The organism is Acinetobacter sp. AOR14_HL, assembly GCF_027855175.1.
GTDB classification, from domain to species: Bacteria; Pseudomonadota; Gammaproteobacteria; order Pseudomonadales; family Moraxellaceae; genus Acinetobacter; species Acinetobacter calcoaceticus.
In genome coordinates this window covers 130,416-149,120 of record NZ_JAKTII010000005.1, presented here as the reverse complement: position 1 = coordinate 149,120, position 18,705 = coordinate 130,416, and the positions used below count along the sequence as shown (strand labels likewise).

Sequence of the window (18,705 nt, the reverse complement as noted above, 5' to 3'; positions counted from 1 at the left end):
TTTATAGAAGATTACTCTCCCATATGTTTTATAATCGCATCACCAAATTCAGAACAACGTAACAAGGTTGCACCCGGCATTAAACGCTCAAAATCGTAAGTTACGGTTTTAGCGGCAATCGCTCCTGAAATTCCTTTAATGATCAGATTAGCAGCTTCTGTCCAGCCCATATCACGTAGCATCATTTCCGCAGACAAAATAATAGAACCTGGGTTTACTTTATCTTGACCAGCATATTTAGGTGCAGTGCCATGAGTTGCTTCATAAACTGCAATTGCACCACCAATATTTGCACCCGGTGCAATACCAATGCCGCCTACTTCTGCTGCGAGCGCATCGGAAATATAGTCACCATTTAAATTAAGGGTTGCGATAACAGAGTAATCAGCTGGGCGCATTAAAATTTGTTGTAAGAAAGCATCTGCAATCACATCTTTAATGATGATGTCTTTACCAGTTCTTGGGTTTTTAATTTTAACCCATGGGCCGCCATCAATCAGTTCTCCACCAAAACGATCTAGAGCCAGCTCATAGCCCCACTCTTTGAACGCCCCTTCGGTATATTTCATGATATTACCCTTGTGAACAAGCGTCACCGAAGGCTTATCATTTTCGATTGCAAACTGAATGGCTTTGCGTACTAAACGCTGTGAACCTTCTTTCGATACAGGTTTAATTCCAATACCGCAGCCTTCTGGGAAACGGATTTTTGTCACACCCATTTCTTCTTGAAGGAATCTAATGACTTTCTTAGCCTCTTCAGAATCGGCTTTCCATTCAATCCCTGCATAGATATCTTCCGAATTCTCACGGAAAATGACCATGTCCGTTAATTCTGGGTGTTGAACTGGTGAAGGTACGCCTTCAAACCAACGCACTGGACGTACACAAACATATAAATCTAATTCTTGGCGTAAGGCAACGTTTAATGAACGAATACCGCCGCCAACGGGCGTGGTTAAAGGACCTTTGATTGAGACAACGAACTCACGAAGTGCTTCAAAAGTTTCTTCCGGCATATAGCTGCCATAAATTTTATTGGCTTTTTCACCGCAATACACTTCCATCCATTCTATTGAGCGCTTGCCTCCGTAAGCTTTTAAAATAGCAGCATCTACGACTGCTTTCATGGTTGGTGTAATATCCACACCAATACCATCACCTTCAATGAAAGGAATAATTGGATGATTTGGTACATTCAGTGACAGGTCTGCATTTACTTTAATTTTGTCGCCATCTGCAGGAACCACGATCTTCTGATAACCCATTATGTGAATTCTCCCTTTTATAATACTTAATTAACTAAAAATAATTATCGATACACAATACTTTCAACTCTTCTTAACGCATAATAGCTTAATTGAAATTAATCATTTTTGGGATTTATATGAGAAATAATAAGATTTCTCACTTAAATAAACCTCAATGTTTTCTCTAGTTATTTGAAAGAAGAAGTCATTTTTTATGAAAATTGTCATTCTCAACAAACCATATGACGTTCTCTCCCAGTTTCGTAAAGACGAAGCGCATATGACCGTCTCTGACTTTGTTGATGACCCGACTTTGCGTTTGGCAGGCCGTCTTGATATGGACTCTGAGGGTTTAGTTTTTTTAACTGATCATGGTGGTCTGAATCAGTTCATTACTAACCCTGCAAATAAAAAATACAAAACGTATTTAGTTCAAGTTGATGGCGATGTAACTGAAGAAGCGCTTGAGCAGCTTCGTAAAGGTGTAGAACTTAACGATGGTATGACGCTTCCTGCGACAGCCATTAAAGTCAGTGAACCTGAATGGTTATGGGAACGTAACCCGCCTGTACGTTTTCGTGCAAATATTCCAACATCTTGGATCGAAATTTCAATTTGTGAAGGCCGTAACCGTCAAGTTCGTCGTATGACTTCTGCGGTAGGTTTTCCAACTTTACGTTTAATTCGTACTAAAATTGGTTCAATTGATTTAGTTCAACTCGGTTTAAAACCTGGTGATGTTAAAGAAATTGAGCCTTTGCTTTACCCTGACTTTAAAGATGTTCCAGCTGAAGAACCTTATCGTTCACGTTCATATGTGAAAAAACCAGGTGGTACTGGCGGAAAACCAATGGTTCGTAAGAATAAAGACGGTTCTACGAAAAAGTCTGGTACGAAACGTATTTGGCAAATGGATGAAGGTGAAAAACCTCGTCGTAAAACCAATGGTACAACTCGTCCAAATGCTAAAGCACCACGTGGTCGTGGCCGTAATAGTCGATAAGATTTAAACTTTTAAAAGCTCACATCAGTGGGCTTTTTTAATGCCCTTTATTTTTCTAAAAATAAAAAAGCCGGTGCATATGCACCGGCCCTTAAGTTATTTACTAACGAATTAGTAATTAAGCCTCAACAGTTGCAAGAGCTGCATTGAATGTAGCACTTGGACGCATTACAGCATCTACTTTTGCTTTATCAATTGCATAGTAACCACCGATGTCGGCAGGTTTACCTTGCACTTGAGCAAGTTCAGCAACAATCTTCGGTTCTTCTTCAGCTAAAGTTTTTGCAAGAGGAGCAAATTTAGCTTTCAACTCAGCATCTTCGTCCTGTGCAGCAAGCGCTTGAGCCCAGTAAAGTGATAAGTAGAAATGGCTACCACGGTTGTCAATCTCACCCGTACGGCGTGATGGTGACTTAGCATTGTCAAGTAACTTGTCAGTCGCTTCATCAAGCGTCTTCGCAAGTAACTTAGCACGAGCATTATTTTCTTTAATACCCATTTCTTCTAAAGAAGCTGCTAAAGCAAGGAACTCACCAAGCGAATCCCAACGCAAGTGGTTTTCTTCAACAAGTTGCTGTACGTGTTTTGGCGCTGAACCACCCGCACCAGTTTCGTACATACCACCACCCGCCATAAGCGGAACGATAGACAACATTTTCGCAGAAGTACCAAGTTCCATAATTGGGAACAAGTCTGTTAAGTAGTCACGTAAGATGTTACCAGTCACAGAAATAGTATCTAGACCACGTACTACACGCTCAAGTGTGTAACGCATTGCACGAACTTGAGACATGATCTCAATATCCAAGCCATTCGTGTCATGATCTTTTAAGTACTTTTGTACTTTCTTGATCAATTCATTTTCGTGTGGACGGTACGGGTCAAGCCAGAAGATCGCAGGCATGCCTGAGTTACGTGCACGAGTTACTGCAAGTTTTACCCAGTCACGAATCGGAGCATCTTTAACCTGACACATGCGCCAGATATCGCCTTCTTCAACATTTTGAGTCAATAACACTTCACCAGTGTCAAGATCGGTAATGTTTGCAATACCAGCTTCTGAAATTTCAAAAGTCTTGTCGTGAGAACCGTATTCTTCAGCTTTTTGAGCCATCAAACCAACGTTCGGTACAGTACCCATAGTCTTCGGATCGAAGTTACCATGCCACTTACAGAAGTTGATCATTTCTTGGTAAATACGAGCAAATGTTGATTCAGGCATAACAGCTTTAGCATCATATTGCTTACCATCAGCACCCCACATTTTACCACCAGCACGGATCATAGCTGGCATAGAAGCGTCAACGATGATGTCGTTTGGTGAGTGGAAGTTTGTGATGCCTTTTGCCGAGTCAACCATTGCAAGTGCAGGACGGTGTTCTTGACAAGCATGTAAATCTTCAATGATTTCTTCACGTAATGATGTTGGAAGAGTTTCGATTTTCTCGTATAACCCAGCCATACCGTTATTGACGTTAATACCTAATTCGTCAAATAACTTACCGTGTTTTTCGAAAGCTTCTTTGTAATAGATTTTCACACAGTGACCGAAAACGATCGGGTGTGAAACTTTCATCATTGTCGCTTTTACGTGTAGCGAGAACAAAATACCCGCTTCTTTACAATCATCAAGTTCTTTTTCATAGAAATCACAAAGTGCTTTCTTGCTCATGAACATTGAATCAATGATTTCGCCGTCTTGTAGCGCAACTTTTGGCTTAAGAACAATGCTCTTACCACTGTTTGTGATAAGTTCCATTTTCACATTACGTGCGCGATCAAGTGTCATTGATTTTTCACCATGGTAGAAGTCACCTTCTTCCATATGTGAAACATGAGTTTGTGACCACTGTTTCCACTCGCTCATTGAATGAGGGTGTTTTTTTGCGTAATTTTTAACTGCTGCTGGAGCACGACGGTCAGAGTTACCTTCACGAAGGACAGGGTTTACTGCTGAACCAAGGCACTTGCCATAACGAGCTTTGATTGATTTTTCTTCTTCGGTTGCAGGATTTTCCGGATAATCAGGAATTGCATAACCTTTTGATTGAAGCTCTTTGATACATGCAGTTAATTGCGCAACAGACGCACTGATATTCGGGAGTTTGATAATGTTAGTATCTGGATCTTGTGTAAGACGACCTAGCTCTGCAAGGTTGTCGGATACCTTTTGCTCTTCACTTAGGTATTCAGTGAATTCTGCGAGCACACGTGCAGCTACAGAGATGTCACTTTTAATAATCTCGATGCCAGCTGGCTTAGTAAAGGTCTCAATGATCGGCAGTAGCGAATAGGTCGCCAATAGTGGCGCCTCGTCAGTCAGTGTGTAAATAATAGTTGACTTTTCACCAGCCATATATAGCCCCTTCCGTTTGATTGAGTGTTGAGGACCGAGCTTTTGGCCCAGTGCCTACGAACCGATATGCTTAAATAAAACCCTGAGAGTATCGGCTCTCATTGCCTTCCAGTCAACGAAATATCCAGTGATAACGACATTTCGTAGCGAAATAATACATAATTCAAATGTATAGATAATTTTCTGATATCTAAGTCATTGTAATACGCACATTCAGATCACTTTTCAGGCATTAAACATGATTAACTTACATGAGATATCTTTCAGTGTTCTGACAATTATTATACTTTTCATTCAAAATAAACTCAAAGGTAAAACGGATTTCACCATTTGGACGTACTTAAAAGTAAAAACCGATGTGCAAAACATCGGTTTTTTATAAACTATTTAGCTTTAATCTATGCTTTTAACCATTTTTCAGTTTTAGCTTGATCTTCAACGACAAGTTCAACTTCGGTTAAATCAGTTGTAGCACAATCGACTGCAAAAGATATTAACTCATCACGACGGAAAGCAAATATAGTATAAGAGCCACCCTGTTTTGCATACTTCTCGATAAGCTTAGTGGATGCTTTTAAACCATCAATTGCAATAATCACATCATTGGCAGAAATACCTGCTTTTGCTCCAGCGCTCTCACGGCGAGCACTTTGCACGAGTACGCCTTCTGGCTTATCGACAAGTTTCAAGCCTAATGGCAAAGATTTGTCAGTTTTAACTCTATAGCTTAAGCCAAATTCAGGAAGCAACTGATCAAGTGGTAATTCATCAGTCGTGTTAATCAAATGATTAATCTGTTCAATCCAGTTATCACCCGTCAGTTCTTTACATAAATCAAAAATGGTTCGCTCATTTACTTGCATACCATTTTGAGTATTTTCATATAACCGGCGCATTAAAGCATCAAGACTAGAACCACGTAGGCGTAAACCTAAATCTAGGCACAATGCAACCAAAGCACCTTTATTGTAATAACTGGTACCCGCATTATTTGAGTTTTCATCTTGACGATAAAATTTAATCCAAGCATCAAAACTTGATTCGGCCACTGTTTGAACAAAACGACCTGGGTTTTGCAAATAGCGATCAATTTGTGCTTTGAGTAAATCAAGATAAGACTTCTGAGAAATTACACCACTACGCAATAAAATCAGGTCATCGTAATATGAAGTAAAACCTTCAAATATCCACAATAAAGAAGTGTAGCCTTCTTGGTGCAAATTATAATTTGCAAAGTTTTCAGGACGGATAAACTTTACTAACCATGAATGAAAATATTCATGACTACATAAGCCTAAAAAGCGTTGATAATCTTTAGAAGGTTCAGTTGGTTCATTCGATTTTGGCAAATCATCGCGTGGTGTAATCAGACTTGTACTATTGCAATGTTCTAATCCACCATAACTATTCCCTGTTGCCATCGTCATAAAGGTATAGTTTTTAAATGGCGCTGAACCAAACATATTTATTTCAGCTGCACAAATTTTTTCAATATCGGCTTTTAAGCGATCAACATTGGCATTTTGTGGGCCAGAAATTACAAACTCATGTTCAATGCCATGTGTTTCGAAGCCAAAGCGCGTTTGATCAGCCAGTTCAAATGGACTATCAATCAATTGATCATAATGATCGGCTTTTAAAGTAAAGCGCCCTTTGACTAAACTTTTTGAAGCTAAGCCGGTTGCTAACTGAAAATGCTTTAACTCATCTGGCAAGAAAACTTCGACTTCACAAGCAGACTGTTCTTGACCTTCCAAAGCCAAACATACACACGCTGGATTAATATATAGACGCGTCTGGTCTACATATGCGCCACGTACAGACAAATCATATGCATAGACATCATATTCAATCGTCATTAATTCGTGATCTGTATTAAATAAACGCCAGCGATTCTTGCTCGTTTTTTTAATGTCCAGCATACGTCCAGCTTCATCATAAGCTTTAACGGATTCAATATGTTTTGAAAACTCTCGAATTAGATAACTACCCGGAATCCACGTTGGTAGCCAAAGTTCCTGATTCGGATTGGCTAAAAAACGAATTGTCACGTGAACAAGGTGTTGTTTGTAATCATCGAACTCAATTTGATAATGCAACATAAATTCTTCAATTTAAAAATAAGAACGGCTTCACATTAGATTATCACTTTTTTGTATCGTCTTGCGTACATGTATTTTTTGGCAACAATTTCCACTAGCCTTCAATTAAAAAAAGGCATAGCATGCTTTGCATCTGTGTCCCGTATTTGCCAGTAAAAGTTAAGGTCATCCGTGAAATTTTTTCTATCTCTTTTTACCCTCTTCAGTATTTTCTGCACTACCCTAACCAATGCTGCGTTACTCAATATTGCACCTGAAAGTGTTGAGGCCGCCGCATGGACTATTGTAGATACTCAATCGGGTCAAATTATTGCTGAGCACAATAGCCATGTGCAGCGCGCACCAGCATCTTTAACCAAAATGATGGTTGCTTATATTGCCTTAAAAGAGATTAAAGCTGGAAAGCTGAAAAAAGAAGAAATCATTACTGCAACACCGGTAGTAAGTGTCGTGCAGTGGGATGAATCACAAATGTATCTTAAAGCTGGTGAACAAATTTCAGTTGATCAGCTATTGGCAGGTTTAATTGTGATGTCTGCGAATGATGCAGCCGTGACTTTAGCTGAAAAAATTTCTGGTGATGTTCCTCACTTTGTACAACGTATGAATCAGGAAGCTCAAGCTTTGGGTATGAAAGATACTCATTTTAGTAATCCTCCCGGGATTACGATGCCTGATCATTACACTACGGCTCATGATTTAAGTTTATTAGGTCAGGCTTTAATTAAACAAACTCCTGAATATTTACATTATTCAAAAATGCCAAGCTTTAGCTACAACCAACGCTTCCATCATGCGACCAACCTTGCATTGAAATATGACCCATCTGTTGACGGTCTAAAAACTGGTTACACTAAAGCCGCTGGTTATAATTTGGCATTAACAGCTTCACGTCCTTCATTTTCATCTGACTTAGCTCAAAGACGTTTATTAGTAATCGTTTTAGGTACACCAAGTGCGGTAAAACGAGCTGAGATTGCAGATAAGTTAATGAACCTTGCTTATGCTTACACACGCGATGAAGTCATTATTCCTGAGCAGAAATTAATTGCCGAACTGCCTGTTGTAAAATCGACTTTAAAAATGTTTAAGGTCGCAACAAAGCAGCCGACGATTGTAACGACGTCGCTATATGCAGACCCAGCACCAATTGACTTAAATACTTTTGACAATGTGACTCAACGCATTCAAGTACTTGATAGCAATTTACAGCCAAAAGTGATTGCGCCACTCGAAAAGACTCAAACACATGTAAATATTGAACTAAATGAAAAACAATTAACCGCGCCATTAATGAAAGTCATGAGTTTGGCAACAGTATCTATTTATCAAAACAACCAGCTGATCCGTAGTCTTCAAATTGAAGATAACGTACATATTGAAGAAGCTAATATTTTCCAAAGAATCATGATGTGGTTTTCTAGCCTCTTCTCTATTTTTTCATCGAGTGAACATAGTGCCGCAAAACTCTACCCTTTAGATTCGCACTAAAAACATCAAATTGTGCACAGATGCACAATAAATTTTATAAATAAAAGATGGCATAATTCAGCCATCTTTTTTTTATAGAAAAATAATTAGGTGATAAAATGACCCAAAATTTACATCATATTGTAATTGTTGGTGGTGGTGCTGGAGGCTTAGAGCTTGCGACACAACTCGGTGAAACTTTTGGGAAAACTCATAAAGCGAAGATTACGTTAATTGACCAAAACCTGACGCATATATGGAAACCTTTACTTCATGAAATTGCTGCCGGATCTTTAAATCCACACGAAGAACAAACTAACTATTTTGCCCATGCAGAAAAGCATCACTATGAATTTGTGCTTGGAACATTAGTTGGAGTTAATAAAGATAAAAAAATAATTGAGTTAATTCCCCCTCAAGTTTCTAAGGATCAACAAACTCATCTACAAGAGCTGAGTTATGACACGCTTATTTTAGCGCTCGGTTCTGTGTCAAATGACTTTAATACAGCAGGCGTACGTGAAAACTGTCATTTCCTCGACAGCAGAAAACAAGCTGATATTTTCCAGCAAGATTTATTACATCTGTATATTGAAGCTCAAAATCAGCCAAATCAGCGGACTTTAAATATTGGAATCGTTGGTGCAGGTGCAACAGGTGTAGAACTTGCTGCCGAGTTAATTGAAACGACTAAAAACTTTTATCGATATGGTTTAAAAAAGATTCACCCAAACCAAGTTAAAATTACCCTAATTGAGGCTTCTGAGCGCATTTTACCTGCTCTAAGTGAAAAAACGGCTGAGCATAGTGCAAAACAGCTCAAAAAAATGGGCATTGAAGTTTTAACCAAACATCGCGTTGAAAAAATTGATAAGCATTCCATCTATTTTAGTAATGGTGATCAATTAAAAAGTGATATTACTGTCTGGGCTGCTGGTGTAAAAGCACCTAAAGTTTTAGAAAGCTTTACAGATTTTGAACGCGATAATATTAACCGCCTCATGGTCTACGCAACATTACAAACCTATTCCGATCCAAATGTGTTTGCGTTTGGTGATTGCGCCCGTTGCCAACTTGATGCAAGACATCCCCCACTTGGACCACGTGCTCAAGTTGCAAGCCAACAAGCGAGCTTTTTAGTCGATGCTATGGCTGCTCGCCTAAACAATCGTTCACAACCCATGTTTAGCTTTAACGACAAAGGTTCGCTTGTATCTTTAAGCCGTAATAAAGCAGTTGGAGAATTACTTGGCGATGTAAGTGTGCAAGGCTATATTGCCAAAACCATGTATGTCTCTTTATATCGTTTACATCAAGCAACGATTCACGGGTACACACAGGCTGGACTACTCACAATGAAAGATTTACTTACAAGACGTGTACGTCCAAAAATTAAACTATATTGAGTTGAATTTTTTAAGTTCATCCCTATTTAGATAAAAACGCATTATATAAAAGTGTTAAAGATTCAAATTTTGTAGTCTACAAAATTTATTTTTCACTTTATGATGTACGCTTTAATTGATTGAATGGATCAAAAACATGACTGCTATTGCAAATAACCACGTGGTTTCATTCCACTACAAATTAACAAACGCTGAGGGTGAAACACTTGATCAATCTCAAGGTGAACCACTTGCCTATTTGCACGGTGCAGGCAATATCATTCCTGGTTTAGAAAATGCATTAACAGGTAAAACTGTTGGTGAAAAATTTACTGTTAATGTACCAGCAGCTGAAGGTTATGGCGAATACAACCCAGACCTAGTTCAAGAAGTTCCAGCTCAAATGTTCCAAGGTGTTGAGAACATTCAACCTGGTATGCAATTCCAAGCGCAAACAGATGACGGCGTTCAGATCGTAACTGTTAAAGCGGTTGAAGGCGACAACATTGTTGTTGATGCTAACTTCCCACTTGCTGGTCAAGATTTAACTTTTGAAGTTGAAATCGTAGAAATCCGTGAAGCTTCTGAAGAAGAATTAGATCACGGTCACGTACACGGTGCTGGTGGTCATCACCACTAATTCATCTTTAAAGATGATAAGAGCAAAGCTTCGGCTTTGCTTTTTTTATGTATTTATTTTTATATAATATCTGGATAACAAACCTCTAACTCACTCAACTTTATAAGGGTATCTTTCATGTCAAACGTAAATCAGCTTATTTGGTTTCGTCAGGATTTGAGAGTTCGGGATCATGCTGCATTATGGCATGCCTGCCAGCAAGGCCCTTCGATTGGGTTAATTATTTTGTCGCCTGAACAGTGGAAAATACATCACGATGCGCCTATAAAAATTAATTTCTATTTACGTCAGCTTCAACAACTTAAAAAAGAATTAGAACAGCTTAATATTCCACTTATCATTCAAGTCATTCCCTACTGGAAAGATATTGCAGACTATATTTCTAAGCTCGCTCAACAACTGCATATCGAAAATGTTTACTCAAATATAGAAGTAGGCGTGAATGAGTTGAAAAGAGATAAAACTGTACAACAAGCTTTAAATCAGCAGAGTAAAGAGCTTTTTTTATTTCATGACCGCACGATTTTCCCTTTACGTTCCATTCGCAATCAGTCACAGCAACCGTATCAAGTTTTTAGCGCATTTAAAAAAGCATGTTATTCAAAACTAGATATAAGTGGTTTGCCTCAGTGCTATCCAATTCCTGAGAAACAAAATGCCTATCCGCAGTCTTTTTCAAATATAAAAAGTTTAGATCTAGAAGATGTTGAAGCTTTTTTTGACTCATCAATTTCGAAAGAGCAACAAGACTTATGGCCTACTGGAGAAGATTTTGCTCTGGATAAGCTCGATTTATTTATTGAAGATCATTTATCTACTTATAAATTAGAACGTGACTTTCCAAATGTAAAAGGAACTAGCCAACTTTCTCCCTATTTAAATCTTGGAATTTTATCTATCCGTCAATGTTTACAAGCCCTTTTTCGAGCCGAACATGGCAACTTTCATCTGACAAACGAAGGCCAGCAAACATGGTTAGATGAGCTTCTTTGGCGCGAATTTTATCAACATATTTCATTTGATTTCCCGCATGTTTCTAAACACTATCCTTTTAAGAAAAATACTCAAAATATTAAGTGGGAAAATAATCAAGAGCATTTGGTCGCATGGCAAAATGGTCAAACAGGCATACCGATTATTGATGCTGGCATGCGTCAGCTACAAAAAACGGGATGGATGCATAATCGTGTTCGCATGATTACCGCTATGTTTTTGTGTAAAAACTTACTCATCGATTGGCGAGTAGGTGAACAGTGGTTTATGCAGCATTTAATCGATGGTGATTTAGCTGCGAATAATGGTGGCTGGCAATGGTGTGCATCGACAGGAACTGATGCTGTACCCTATTTCCGAATTTTTAACCCTATTGCTCAATCTAAAAAATTTGACCCAAATGGAGATTATATTCGTCAATGGGTGAATGAATTAGCTCATCTAGACAATAAAATGATTCATGAACCATACCCAACTAAAACTCATCTTCAATTGAATTATCCAAAACCAATTGTTGATTTAAAAGAAACTCGTATTAAAGCAATTGAAACATTCAAGAACATTTAGACGCTACTTCTGTCTTTTGTGTTTATTTTTGATTAAAAAAAAACTAGAAATTTGACTATATTGTGACTTTACTCTAAAAATAATTCTAAAGGGATTTATAAAAGGACAAACACAACAATAAATTCAAAAAACATCACAGTTCATTAAAAAAGTATAAAAATTAACATTACAAAAAAGGTAGCCAGAGCGCACATGCAACAAAAGAACCCAGGAAGAACACTCGTCTTATGGATTATCGCAGCTCACCTCTTTATGGGAATGGTGGCATATGAGTGGTTGCCTGTAAGTTTTAGAGGAAGCTGGATTTTTATTCTTATTCTCTTAATTTCTGGTGCTTTTTTAGAAGTCGGCGCATCTTTAATTGTTGGTTTAATCGCTTTCGTAGGTGTTGCAGTATATTTTCTACTCGACCTAGGGGGGCAAACACATATTGAACGTCAGCTCCTTTTACTTTTTATTATTCCCCTTATTCCACTTTTCCTGAGTGCTGTACGCCACAATATTGAAATTAACGTTCAAAAATATCGTGATATACAGAGTTATGATCGAAATTATCGCCGTGATATTTTCCCGCTTAGTGCACTCAAGTATTTTCAACGTAGTTTCTTTAAGCTTCTTGATCATCATCACATACAGGACTATGAAGTCTTTGAAATTAGAATTCTCAACCGAAGCTTAATTAAAGAAATGTTAGGCGATGATGTATGGAAAACCACTCAAAATGAAATGATTAAAATTTTGAGCCAGCATCATCCCCAAGAAATTGTTTTCCAGTTTGCTGATGATGATCTAGAAACGATATACAGCATTGTTATTCGCAAGCAAAAAACTGAAGAAGACCCTGAATTTATTAAAAAGCTAAAAGAAATTATGACTTTGCGGCTTGAAGTCGAATATAAAATTATTCAGATTCCACCTGAAGAGGAGATTACTTAATGTCTAATCTTCTTAATATTTGTGGAATTATTATTGCATCTAGCCAATATCCAGATGGCACTTTGCAGCAGTTCTATCGTCAATATTATCATTGTGAAATTAAAGCTGAACAAACAAAAACCGAAGTTCAGAGTATTAATGACCTTTCCATGTTTTTCCCATCACAGGACACATGGTGGCCTGTCTTTACAATTGACCAGATCAGTTCGGATAGTTTTCAAAAGCTTATTCATAAAGGGATAAAGCCCGGCATCATATTACCAGATGAAGTTTTTAGCTTTTCTCATTATTTCTTATTAAAAGAAGCTGTCACCCAAGGTGCGATTCCGATTGCACTTTTCAAACCAGAACAGCCTAAATATTTTGCAGCAAAAGCGACATTTTCGACCGCAATTGGATTACGACCAATGGCTGCTTTTGTTCCAAAAGGTTGGGATGAAAACCTAATTTCACAAACTGCGGGCAGCTATATTGTTCAGTTCAATCCTTCGATACTTCCCCTGCCCTCTAGAGAGATTAGACAAAAACAGCATTTATTTTATTCGGCTAAAAGTTTTGATGGTCATATTTCCGGTTATGAAATTATTATCAATCCTCCTGCTGATTTACCAACCACAAATATTCGATATCCTCAACTCGGAATATCATGGCGATTTAATCATATCAATTACATAAGTACGCCCGAACATGTAAAAACTAGTTTAATTGGATACATTTTTATTGGTTTAAGTACAGTCGTAGTTCCACTCGATTTGATTTTGACAAGTACCTACCCAGACCTTCTTGGTACCTTCGGCAGCTATATTTCATGGATCTCCTTGGTCGTTGGGCTGATTTTATTGTTATTGCTGATCTCGTCTATTATTAGGAGGGTTAAATCAAATGGCTCCCATTGATATTCTCTTCCTATTTGGTTTTTTGGGAATCTGGATTCCGCAAGCGTTTTGGGCATGGTTAAGCTATCAGGCTTGGAAATATTCAAAAACGGCGGAAAAAGAGTTACAGAATCTTCCCATACCAGACAGATGGCCAGTATTGAGTGTTTTGATTCCTGCCTACAATGAAGGCGTAGTGATTGAAGATACTTTACATGCAATCGCTCAGCAGGACTATCCTGCGGAATCTTATGAAGTATTACTCATCAATGATGGTTCTAAAGACAACACCCTAGAAATTGCCGAAAAACTAGCACAGATTTATCCGTGCATAAAAATTGTTAATGTTCCCAAAGGCATGGGGGGTAAAGGTAAATCTAGAACGCTTAATAATGGCTTACCGCATGCGACGGGTGAACTGATTGTTGTCTATGATGCAGATAGTACACCTGAACCAGATTGTGTTCGCCTCTTAGCTCAAACCTTACTTGCCGATAAAAAATTAGTAGCTGTAAATGGCAAAGTCAGAACCCGTAATTGGCAAGATAGTATTTTGACTCGCTTTATTGCCATTGAGTTCATCTTTTTCCAATGGATTTTTCAAGGCGGACGTTGGCAACGTTTTGAACTATCCACATTGATGGGTACCAACTATGTCATTTGGCGTGATGCGTTAGAAACCTTGGGTGGTTTTGATGAAAAGTCATTGGTCGATGACACTGAAATGAGTTTTAGGATTTTTATCGGCCAAAAAAGAATTAAATGGGTACCCTACGCAATTGGTTGGCAGCAAGATCCACCATCTTTGAGTGTATTTATTAAACAGCGCTCACGTTGGACTCAAGGTAATTTTTATGTGACTCGTAAATATTTACCTGTAGCGTTAAGAACGCCTTTTCCTATTGGAATTGAAATTCTGAATAACATTATGTGCTACATACTTTTCGTACCCGCGTTATTTTGGAGTCATATCACCTTAACCCTTGGGTTATTAGGTATCGCAGGTATCTCGGTTCCTGGTCCATTCACATTACTGTGGGGCCTCTCATTTTGCCTGTACGTTGCACAAATGTGGTTTACCCTATCTTTAGAAAGAGCCAAACCAGAACTCTATTTTTACTCTGTTTTATCTTATGTAAGTTACTCACAAATATTTCTATTTATTGTATTTAAAGCGGCATATGACATGCTTAAAAATAAAATACAGGGCAATTCCCTTCAATGGTACAAAACGGAACGTAGCAAGGAGAAAAAAAAATGAAATACTCTTCTAATTTCTACAAAATGGTTCAAGCACTCCTTGCCAGCACCAGCTTCATGTTTGTGGCTTCTAGTTATGCAAACACATGGGAACTAGATGATATTAGTACCTCCACTAAATATACGGTTGAGTCACATTTTTTCTATATTGGAAAAGGTGCCCAATGGCAAAATGTTCAATTTTCAAGTAACTACTCTACTGAAAGTGATACAGCGTTACTCGTAAAATATGATGATAAGCTCATCTATAACACCACTTTAAGCGGTAATGGACTACTGAAGTTTGATATTCCACCAAGTCAAAATGGCTTCCATCGCTTAGATTTCATTATTCAGCAATATGCGAAACCCACCACTCTAAATCAAACTAAAGATTCTTTTTGCTCTGAAGATATTGATCATTTAACGTACTTCAATAATTCCCAGCTCGACTTCACACCTATTAGAAAAGACTATCAGCTAAAGTACTTACCAGATGCTTTATTTAACCCACAGGCTCGACGCCCTACACCATTTGTAGGGATTTTAAAATATAACCGTAAAGAAATTGTAGAAGCTTCTATGCTTGCACGACTAGCAAGCTCATGGGGCTCTGTAACACCAGTTGAATGGGTCGATTCAGGTCAAATAAACTTAAACCCTGAAACAAATTTTATTATTGAAGTTATTCACTCACCCTCTCCACTTAAAGGAGGTGCCTTAGTACAAATTGCAAAACCAGCAGAAGGCGTGCCGACTCTTTCAATTACCTATCACACTCCACAAGAACTCACTGCGGCCATAAATGGACTCATTAATCCGTATTATGTACAACAACTGAATACAGGAAGTGCTGCTTTCCCCACCACGATCTCTAATCCAGCTTGGGCCCAATTTAAAAAAATTAATACACTTGCAGACTTAGGCATTGAAGATTTCAGATTGAACCATGCTGAAAAAAACTTATTTCTTGATTTTCCAGCTGTATGGCAACCCACTGATATTTTGCAAGGACAGATTGCTCTTCGCATTCAAAGTGGTTTATTACAAGGTTCAAATATTACAGCTTGGATTGATGGAGGGCTCGCAGGAAGTATGAAAACAGCAGACCTTGCTTCAGATCCAGTAAACCGACAATTCAATATTTTTGCAAAAGCGATTTCAAATACGACCAATTTCAGCCTAAAACTTGAAAACTCAGTAATTGCTAATTCTGAGTGTCTACCTAATGCTCATGGTTCACTCTGGATTGATACAGCCAAATCTACTGTAAAACTACCGCATAAACTCAAAAATGGCGTAGCTGCAATTTCCATGACTTTGGCAACAACCCCAACCATTGCGATTGATGATCAATCTGGTGCTTTAAATATTGCTATTATTATGGGTCAAGTTGCTAAAAAAATGTTATTAACACAAGCCCCTATTCCTCTAAATCTAGTTCGCTATACACCGAGTGCACCTCAATCAATAAATGTTCGTGTGAATAAAGATATTTACCAACAACAGGTATTAATGCATCAAGATACTATTTATGCGCCTGCTGCTGTTAATGGTTTTATTGTGAGTTATAACAATAACCGTTTTGATGTGATTACCGACTCAGAAGGTGGTGCACAAAGCTTTATGCATCTTTGGGGAAAAATACAGCATAAAATTCCAAATAACGTGACAAAAATGTTGGTTTCAGAAAATGGAAATATTTATGTTTTACAAAAACTCATTGTCGGAAATCAAAAAGCACCTTTAGTCCAACAATCTTCTTTCTTCTTATTAGTTGTGATTATATCTGCAATTATGATAATAATTATCTTTTTGTGGTACTGGTTAAGACGAAATAATGAAAAAACAGATACCAATTAAAATAGCTGCTTTTATTATTTTAATTATATGTAGTGTTATAGCTTATGCCGGGTTGTTCAAACATCAAGGGCAAGCCCCGCGTATTGAAGGAATTTTCTGGCAGCCCGACAATAACACGACCCCACCAGAGGGAAACTGGCACTATTTGGGTGTTAACACATTTGTCCCTCAGTGGTCTGTTGTTGAGTCTAAATCATGGTGGAAAGAATCAAACTTTCCTCAATGGGAAAAAGCAATTAATTTAGAAAAAATTAAACAAGAACCTTGGGCTAAAAATCTAATCTTGGGCTTAGCAGGTGAATATAATGAACCTAAAGCCCGGGCAAATGTAACTGAGTTAGGGGAAAAATCTGCCGAAATTATAAAAGAGCAAAAAACGGTGCCTAAAGGTTATTATTTTCCGGTGGAAGCAGATCCAACGTGGTTGAGAGTAAGTGCTTTAGGTCAGGTTTTAACCAAACTTCCAGTACCAGTCTGGGTGAGTATTTATAGTGGTGAAAGCGAGCCCGAACATTATGATTTATGGGTTAAAAGCTGGTTACCGGAACATAACGGTGTTTTCTTCCAAGACGGGGTTGGCGTAGGTGTAAGGTCCCCTCAGCAAGCCAAACATATTTTAGACCAGCTTGAACAAAAGCTTGGAAAAGATAAAGTAATTATAGTGCTAGAAGCTTTTAGAGTTAAAAAGAATGGACAATTTAGAGCTGCCTATCCTTGGGAAATTATTTCTCAACTGAAAGCATATGAAGGAAAAACCGTCTATATTTTTGATGGTCCTCATTATATGAACCGTTGGTGCGTCAATATTGTGAGCTTGTGGTATCGCCTCACTTATGGTGGTAAGAATACCTCCGTAAGTGAGAATAAACCTTTAACTTACAATTATGCTAATTCATAAGATTTAGCAATTTGATCAAGAATACGCCGAGCTGCTTGCCCGTCACCAAATGGATTCTCTACATGTGCCATTTTTTCATAATGCTGTTGGTCGGTGAGTAGCTTTTCAGCTTCTTCAATAATTCTTTGTTGGCTGGTCCCGACCAAAACACCTGCTCCAACTTCAACAACTTCAGGTCTTTCTGTGGTGTCTCGCAAGATTAAAACGGGCTTATTAAATGATGGGCTCTCTTCTTGCAAGCCACCCGAATCGGTCAAAATAAATGTAGATCGGTCTATGACTGCCAATAAGCTTGGGTAGTCTAGCGGTTTAACAAGATGAATTTGAGAATGATCTTTAAATTTATCATGTACTACATCATGTACAGCTGGGTTTAAATGCACGGGCCAAATAAAATGTAAGTCAGGATGTCCCTTCGCTAAATGCTCAACTGCATTACAAATATTTTTAATTCCTTCACCAAAGTTTTCACGGCGATGAGCCGTAATCAGCACAACTTTGTCATCTTGCTTTAATTGAATTCCATAAGGTTCAAGCTGATTCTTTAAACCCGATTTTTCAGAAATTAATTTACGTCCTAAATACACCGCATCTACAACCGTATTGCCTGTAACAGTAATCAGTTCTGGCGATATTTGTTCATTGAGTAAGTTCCGTCTTGATTGTTCAGTTGGAGCAAAATGCCATTTTGTAATACGAGAAACTAACTGGCGATTTCCTTCTTCTGGAAAAGGATGGTCTAAATCATAAGAACGTAAACCAGCCTCGACATGTGCAACTGGAATCTTCATTGAAAATGCGACTAAGCCAGCAGCTAAAACAGTCGTTGTATCGCCCTGAATAACAATTGCATCTCTTTTCTGACCATCGGTATATACCTGCTCGATTTGGCTCAAACCATGTATTAATAACTGATTAAGACTTTGTCCAGCATTCATAATTTTAAGGCGGTGGTCAATTTCAACCCCAAAGAAATCTATTGCATCCCTTACCAATTCATCATGCTGCCCCGTAAAAATAACCTCAACTTGAAAGCGCGGATCTTGTTTTGCCAATAAAATAACAGGGGCAAGTTTGATTAATTCAGGACGGGTTCCAAATACAATAGATATAAAAATTTTCTTCATT

Annotated in this window: 14 protein-coding genes; 10 read left to right on the top strand and 4 right to left on the bottom strand. The window is 38.1% G+C overall.

What is annotated here, in order from left to right:
* Positions 1-11 precede the first annotated feature (11 nt).
* Positions 12-1,268 carry an NADP-dependent isocitrate dehydrogenase gene (gene icd / locus MKL38_RS05840; protein ID WP_270902787.1) on the bottom strand — a complete coding sequence of 419 codons (1,257 nt, stop codon included), beginning with the start codon at positions 1,266-1,268 and terminating at the stop codon, positions 12-14.
* 196 nt (positions 1,269-1,464) lie between these two features.
* Between icd and MKL38_RS05835 the strand changes: the two genes are divergently transcribed.
* Positions 1,465-2,253, top strand: a complete 789-nt coding sequence (locus MKL38_RS05835; protein ID WP_005038961.1) for an rRNA large subunit pseudouridine synthase E — start codon at positions 1,465-1,467, stop codon at positions 2,251-2,253.
* Between the two features lie 118 nt (positions 2,254-2,371).
* Here the strand turns inward: MKL38_RS05835 and MKL38_RS05830 are convergent, their stop codons facing one another.
* Positions 2,372-4,609, bottom strand: a complete 2,238-nt coding sequence (locus MKL38_RS05830; RefSeq protein WP_270902786.1) for an NADP-dependent isocitrate dehydrogenase — start codon at positions 4,607-4,609, stop codon at positions 2,372-2,374.
* Between the two features lie 398 nt (positions 4,610-5,007).
* Complete coding sequence (locus tag MKL38_RS05825; protein ID WP_270902785.1) at positions 5,008-6,711, bottom strand: M61 family metallopeptidase; 1,704 nt, start codon at positions 6,709-6,711, stop codon at positions 5,008-5,010.
* A 171-nt stretch (positions 6,712-6,882) separates the two neighbouring features.
* Here MKL38_RS05825 and MKL38_RS05820 point away from each other — a divergent pair, with 171 nt between their 5' ends.
* The 9 genes from MKL38_RS05820 to MKL38_RS05780 all read left to right on the top strand — a co-directional run bounded on the left by MKL38_RS05820 (position 6,883) and on the right by MKL38_RS05780 (position 17,577).
* Positions 6,883-8,202, top strand: coding sequence for a D-alanyl-D-alanine carboxypeptidase PBP6B (locus MKL38_RS05820; RefSeq protein WP_045429688.1), 1,320 nt, complete (start codon positions 6,883-6,885; stop codon positions 8,200-8,202).
* Between the two features lie 98 nt (positions 8,203-8,300).
* On the top strand, positions 8,301-9,587 hold the full coding sequence (locus tag MKL38_RS05815; protein WP_270902784.1) for an NAD(P)/FAD-dependent oxidoreductase: 1,287 nt from the start codon (positions 8,301-8,303) through the stop codon (positions 9,585-9,587).
* Positions 9,588-9,723: 136 nt separating this feature from the next.
* On the top strand, positions 9,724-10,206 hold the full coding sequence (locus MKL38_RS05810; protein ID WP_003650377.1) for an FKBP-type peptidyl-prolyl cis-trans isomerase: 483 nt from the start codon (positions 9,724-9,726) through the stop codon (positions 10,204-10,206).
* A 117-nt stretch (positions 10,207-10,323) separates the two neighbouring features.
* Positions 10,324-11,766: a cryptochrome/photolyase family protein gene (locus MKL38_RS05805; RefSeq protein ID WP_270902783.1), complete on the top strand. Its 1,443-nt coding sequence runs from the start codon at positions 10,324-10,326 to the stop codon at positions 11,764-11,766.
* Positions 11,767-11,958: 192 nt separating this feature from the next.
* Positions 11,959-12,702: a hypothetical protein gene (locus MKL38_RS05800; RefSeq protein ID WP_270902782.1), complete on the top strand. Its 744-nt coding sequence runs from the start codon at positions 11,959-11,961 to the stop codon at positions 12,700-12,702.
* Positions 12,702-13,598 (top strand): hypothetical protein, encoded by an 897-nt coding sequence (locus MKL38_RS05795; protein ID WP_209831274.1) that lies wholly within the window; start codon positions 12,702-12,704, stop codon positions 13,596-13,598. Before MKL38_RS05800 ends, MKL38_RS05795 begins: the two co-directional genes overlap by 1 nt.
* Positions 13,585-14,838, top strand: coding sequence for a glycosyltransferase family 2 protein (locus tag MKL38_RS05790; protein WP_209831275.1), 1,254 nt, complete (start codon positions 13,585-13,587; stop codon positions 14,836-14,838). The genes MKL38_RS05795 and MKL38_RS05790 overlap by 14 nt, the downstream gene beginning before the upstream one ends.
* A complete protein-coding gene (locus MKL38_RS05785) occupies positions 14,835-16,679 on the top strand; it encodes a hypothetical protein (RefSeq protein ID WP_270902781.1) in 1,845 nt (614 codons plus the stop codon). Before MKL38_RS05790 ends, MKL38_RS05785 begins: the two co-directional genes overlap by 4 nt.
* On the top strand, positions 16,657-17,577 hold the full coding sequence (locus MKL38_RS05780; RefSeq protein ID WP_270902780.1) for a hypothetical protein: 921 nt from the start codon (positions 16,657-16,659) through the stop codon (positions 17,575-17,577). The genes MKL38_RS05785 and MKL38_RS05780 overlap by 23 nt, the downstream gene beginning before the upstream one ends.
* On the opposite strand, the gene wecB is transcribed toward MKL38_RS05780, so the two are convergent.
* Positions 17,562-18,704 carry a non-hydrolyzing UDP-N-acetylglucosamine 2-epimerase gene (wecB, locus tag MKL38_RS05775; protein ID WP_270902779.1) on the bottom strand — a complete coding sequence of 381 codons (1,143 nt, stop codon included), beginning with the start codon at positions 18,702-18,704 and terminating at the stop codon, positions 17,562-17,564. The two genes, MKL38_RS05780 and wecB, sit on opposite strands and share 16 nt — an antisense overlap.
* Position 18,705 lies beyond the last annotated feature (1 nt).

Excerpts from the sequence above, each read along its gene's own strand:
- icd (WP_270902787.1), bottom strand. The coding sequence starts at position 1,268 with ATGGGTTATCAGAAGATCGTGGTTCCTGCAGATGGCGACAAAATTAAA.
- MKL38_RS05835 (WP_005038961.1), top strand. The coding sequence starts at position 1,465 with ATGAAAATTGTCATTCTCAACAAACCATATGACGTTCTCTCCCAGTTT.
- MKL38_RS05830 (WP_270902786.1), bottom strand. The coding sequence starts at position 4,609 with ATGGCTGGTGAAAAGTCAACTATTATTTACACACTGACTGACGAGGCG.
- MKL38_RS05825 (WP_270902785.1), bottom strand. The coding sequence starts at position 6,711 with ATGTTGCATTATCAAATTGAGTTCGATGATTACAAACAACACCTTGTT.
- MKL38_RS05815 (WP_270902784.1), top strand. The coding sequence starts at position 8,301 with ATGACCCAAAATTTACATCATATTGTAATTGTTGGTGGTGGTGCTGGA.
- MKL38_RS05810 (WP_003650377.1), top strand. The coding sequence starts at position 9,724 with ATGACTGCTATTGCAAATAACCACGTGGTTTCATTCCACTACAAATTA.
- MKL38_RS05805 (WP_270902783.1), top strand. The coding sequence starts at position 10,324 with ATGTCAAACGTAAATCAGCTTATTTGGTTTCGTCAGGATTTGAGAGTT.
- MKL38_RS05800 (WP_270902782.1), top strand. The coding sequence starts at position 11,959 with ATGCAACAAAAGAACCCAGGAAGAACACTCGTCTTATGGATTATCGCA.
- MKL38_RS05795 (WP_209831274.1), top strand. The coding sequence starts at position 12,702 with ATGTCTAATCTTCTTAATATTTGTGGAATTATTATTGCATCTAGCCAA.
- MKL38_RS05790 (WP_209831275.1), top strand. The coding sequence starts at position 13,585 with ATGGCTCCCATTGATATTCTCTTCCTATTTGGTTTTTTGGGAATCTGG.
- MKL38_RS05785 (WP_270902781.1), top strand. The coding sequence starts at position 14,835 with ATGAAATACTCTTCTAATTTCTACAAAATGGTTCAAGCACTCCTTGCC.
- MKL38_RS05780 (WP_270902780.1), top strand. The coding sequence starts at position 16,657 with ATGAAAAAACAGATACCAATTAAAATAGCTGCTTTTATTATTTTAATT.
- wecB (WP_270902779.1), bottom strand. The coding sequence starts at position 18,704 with ATGAAGAAAATTTTTATATCTATTGTATTTGGAACCCGTCCTGAATTA.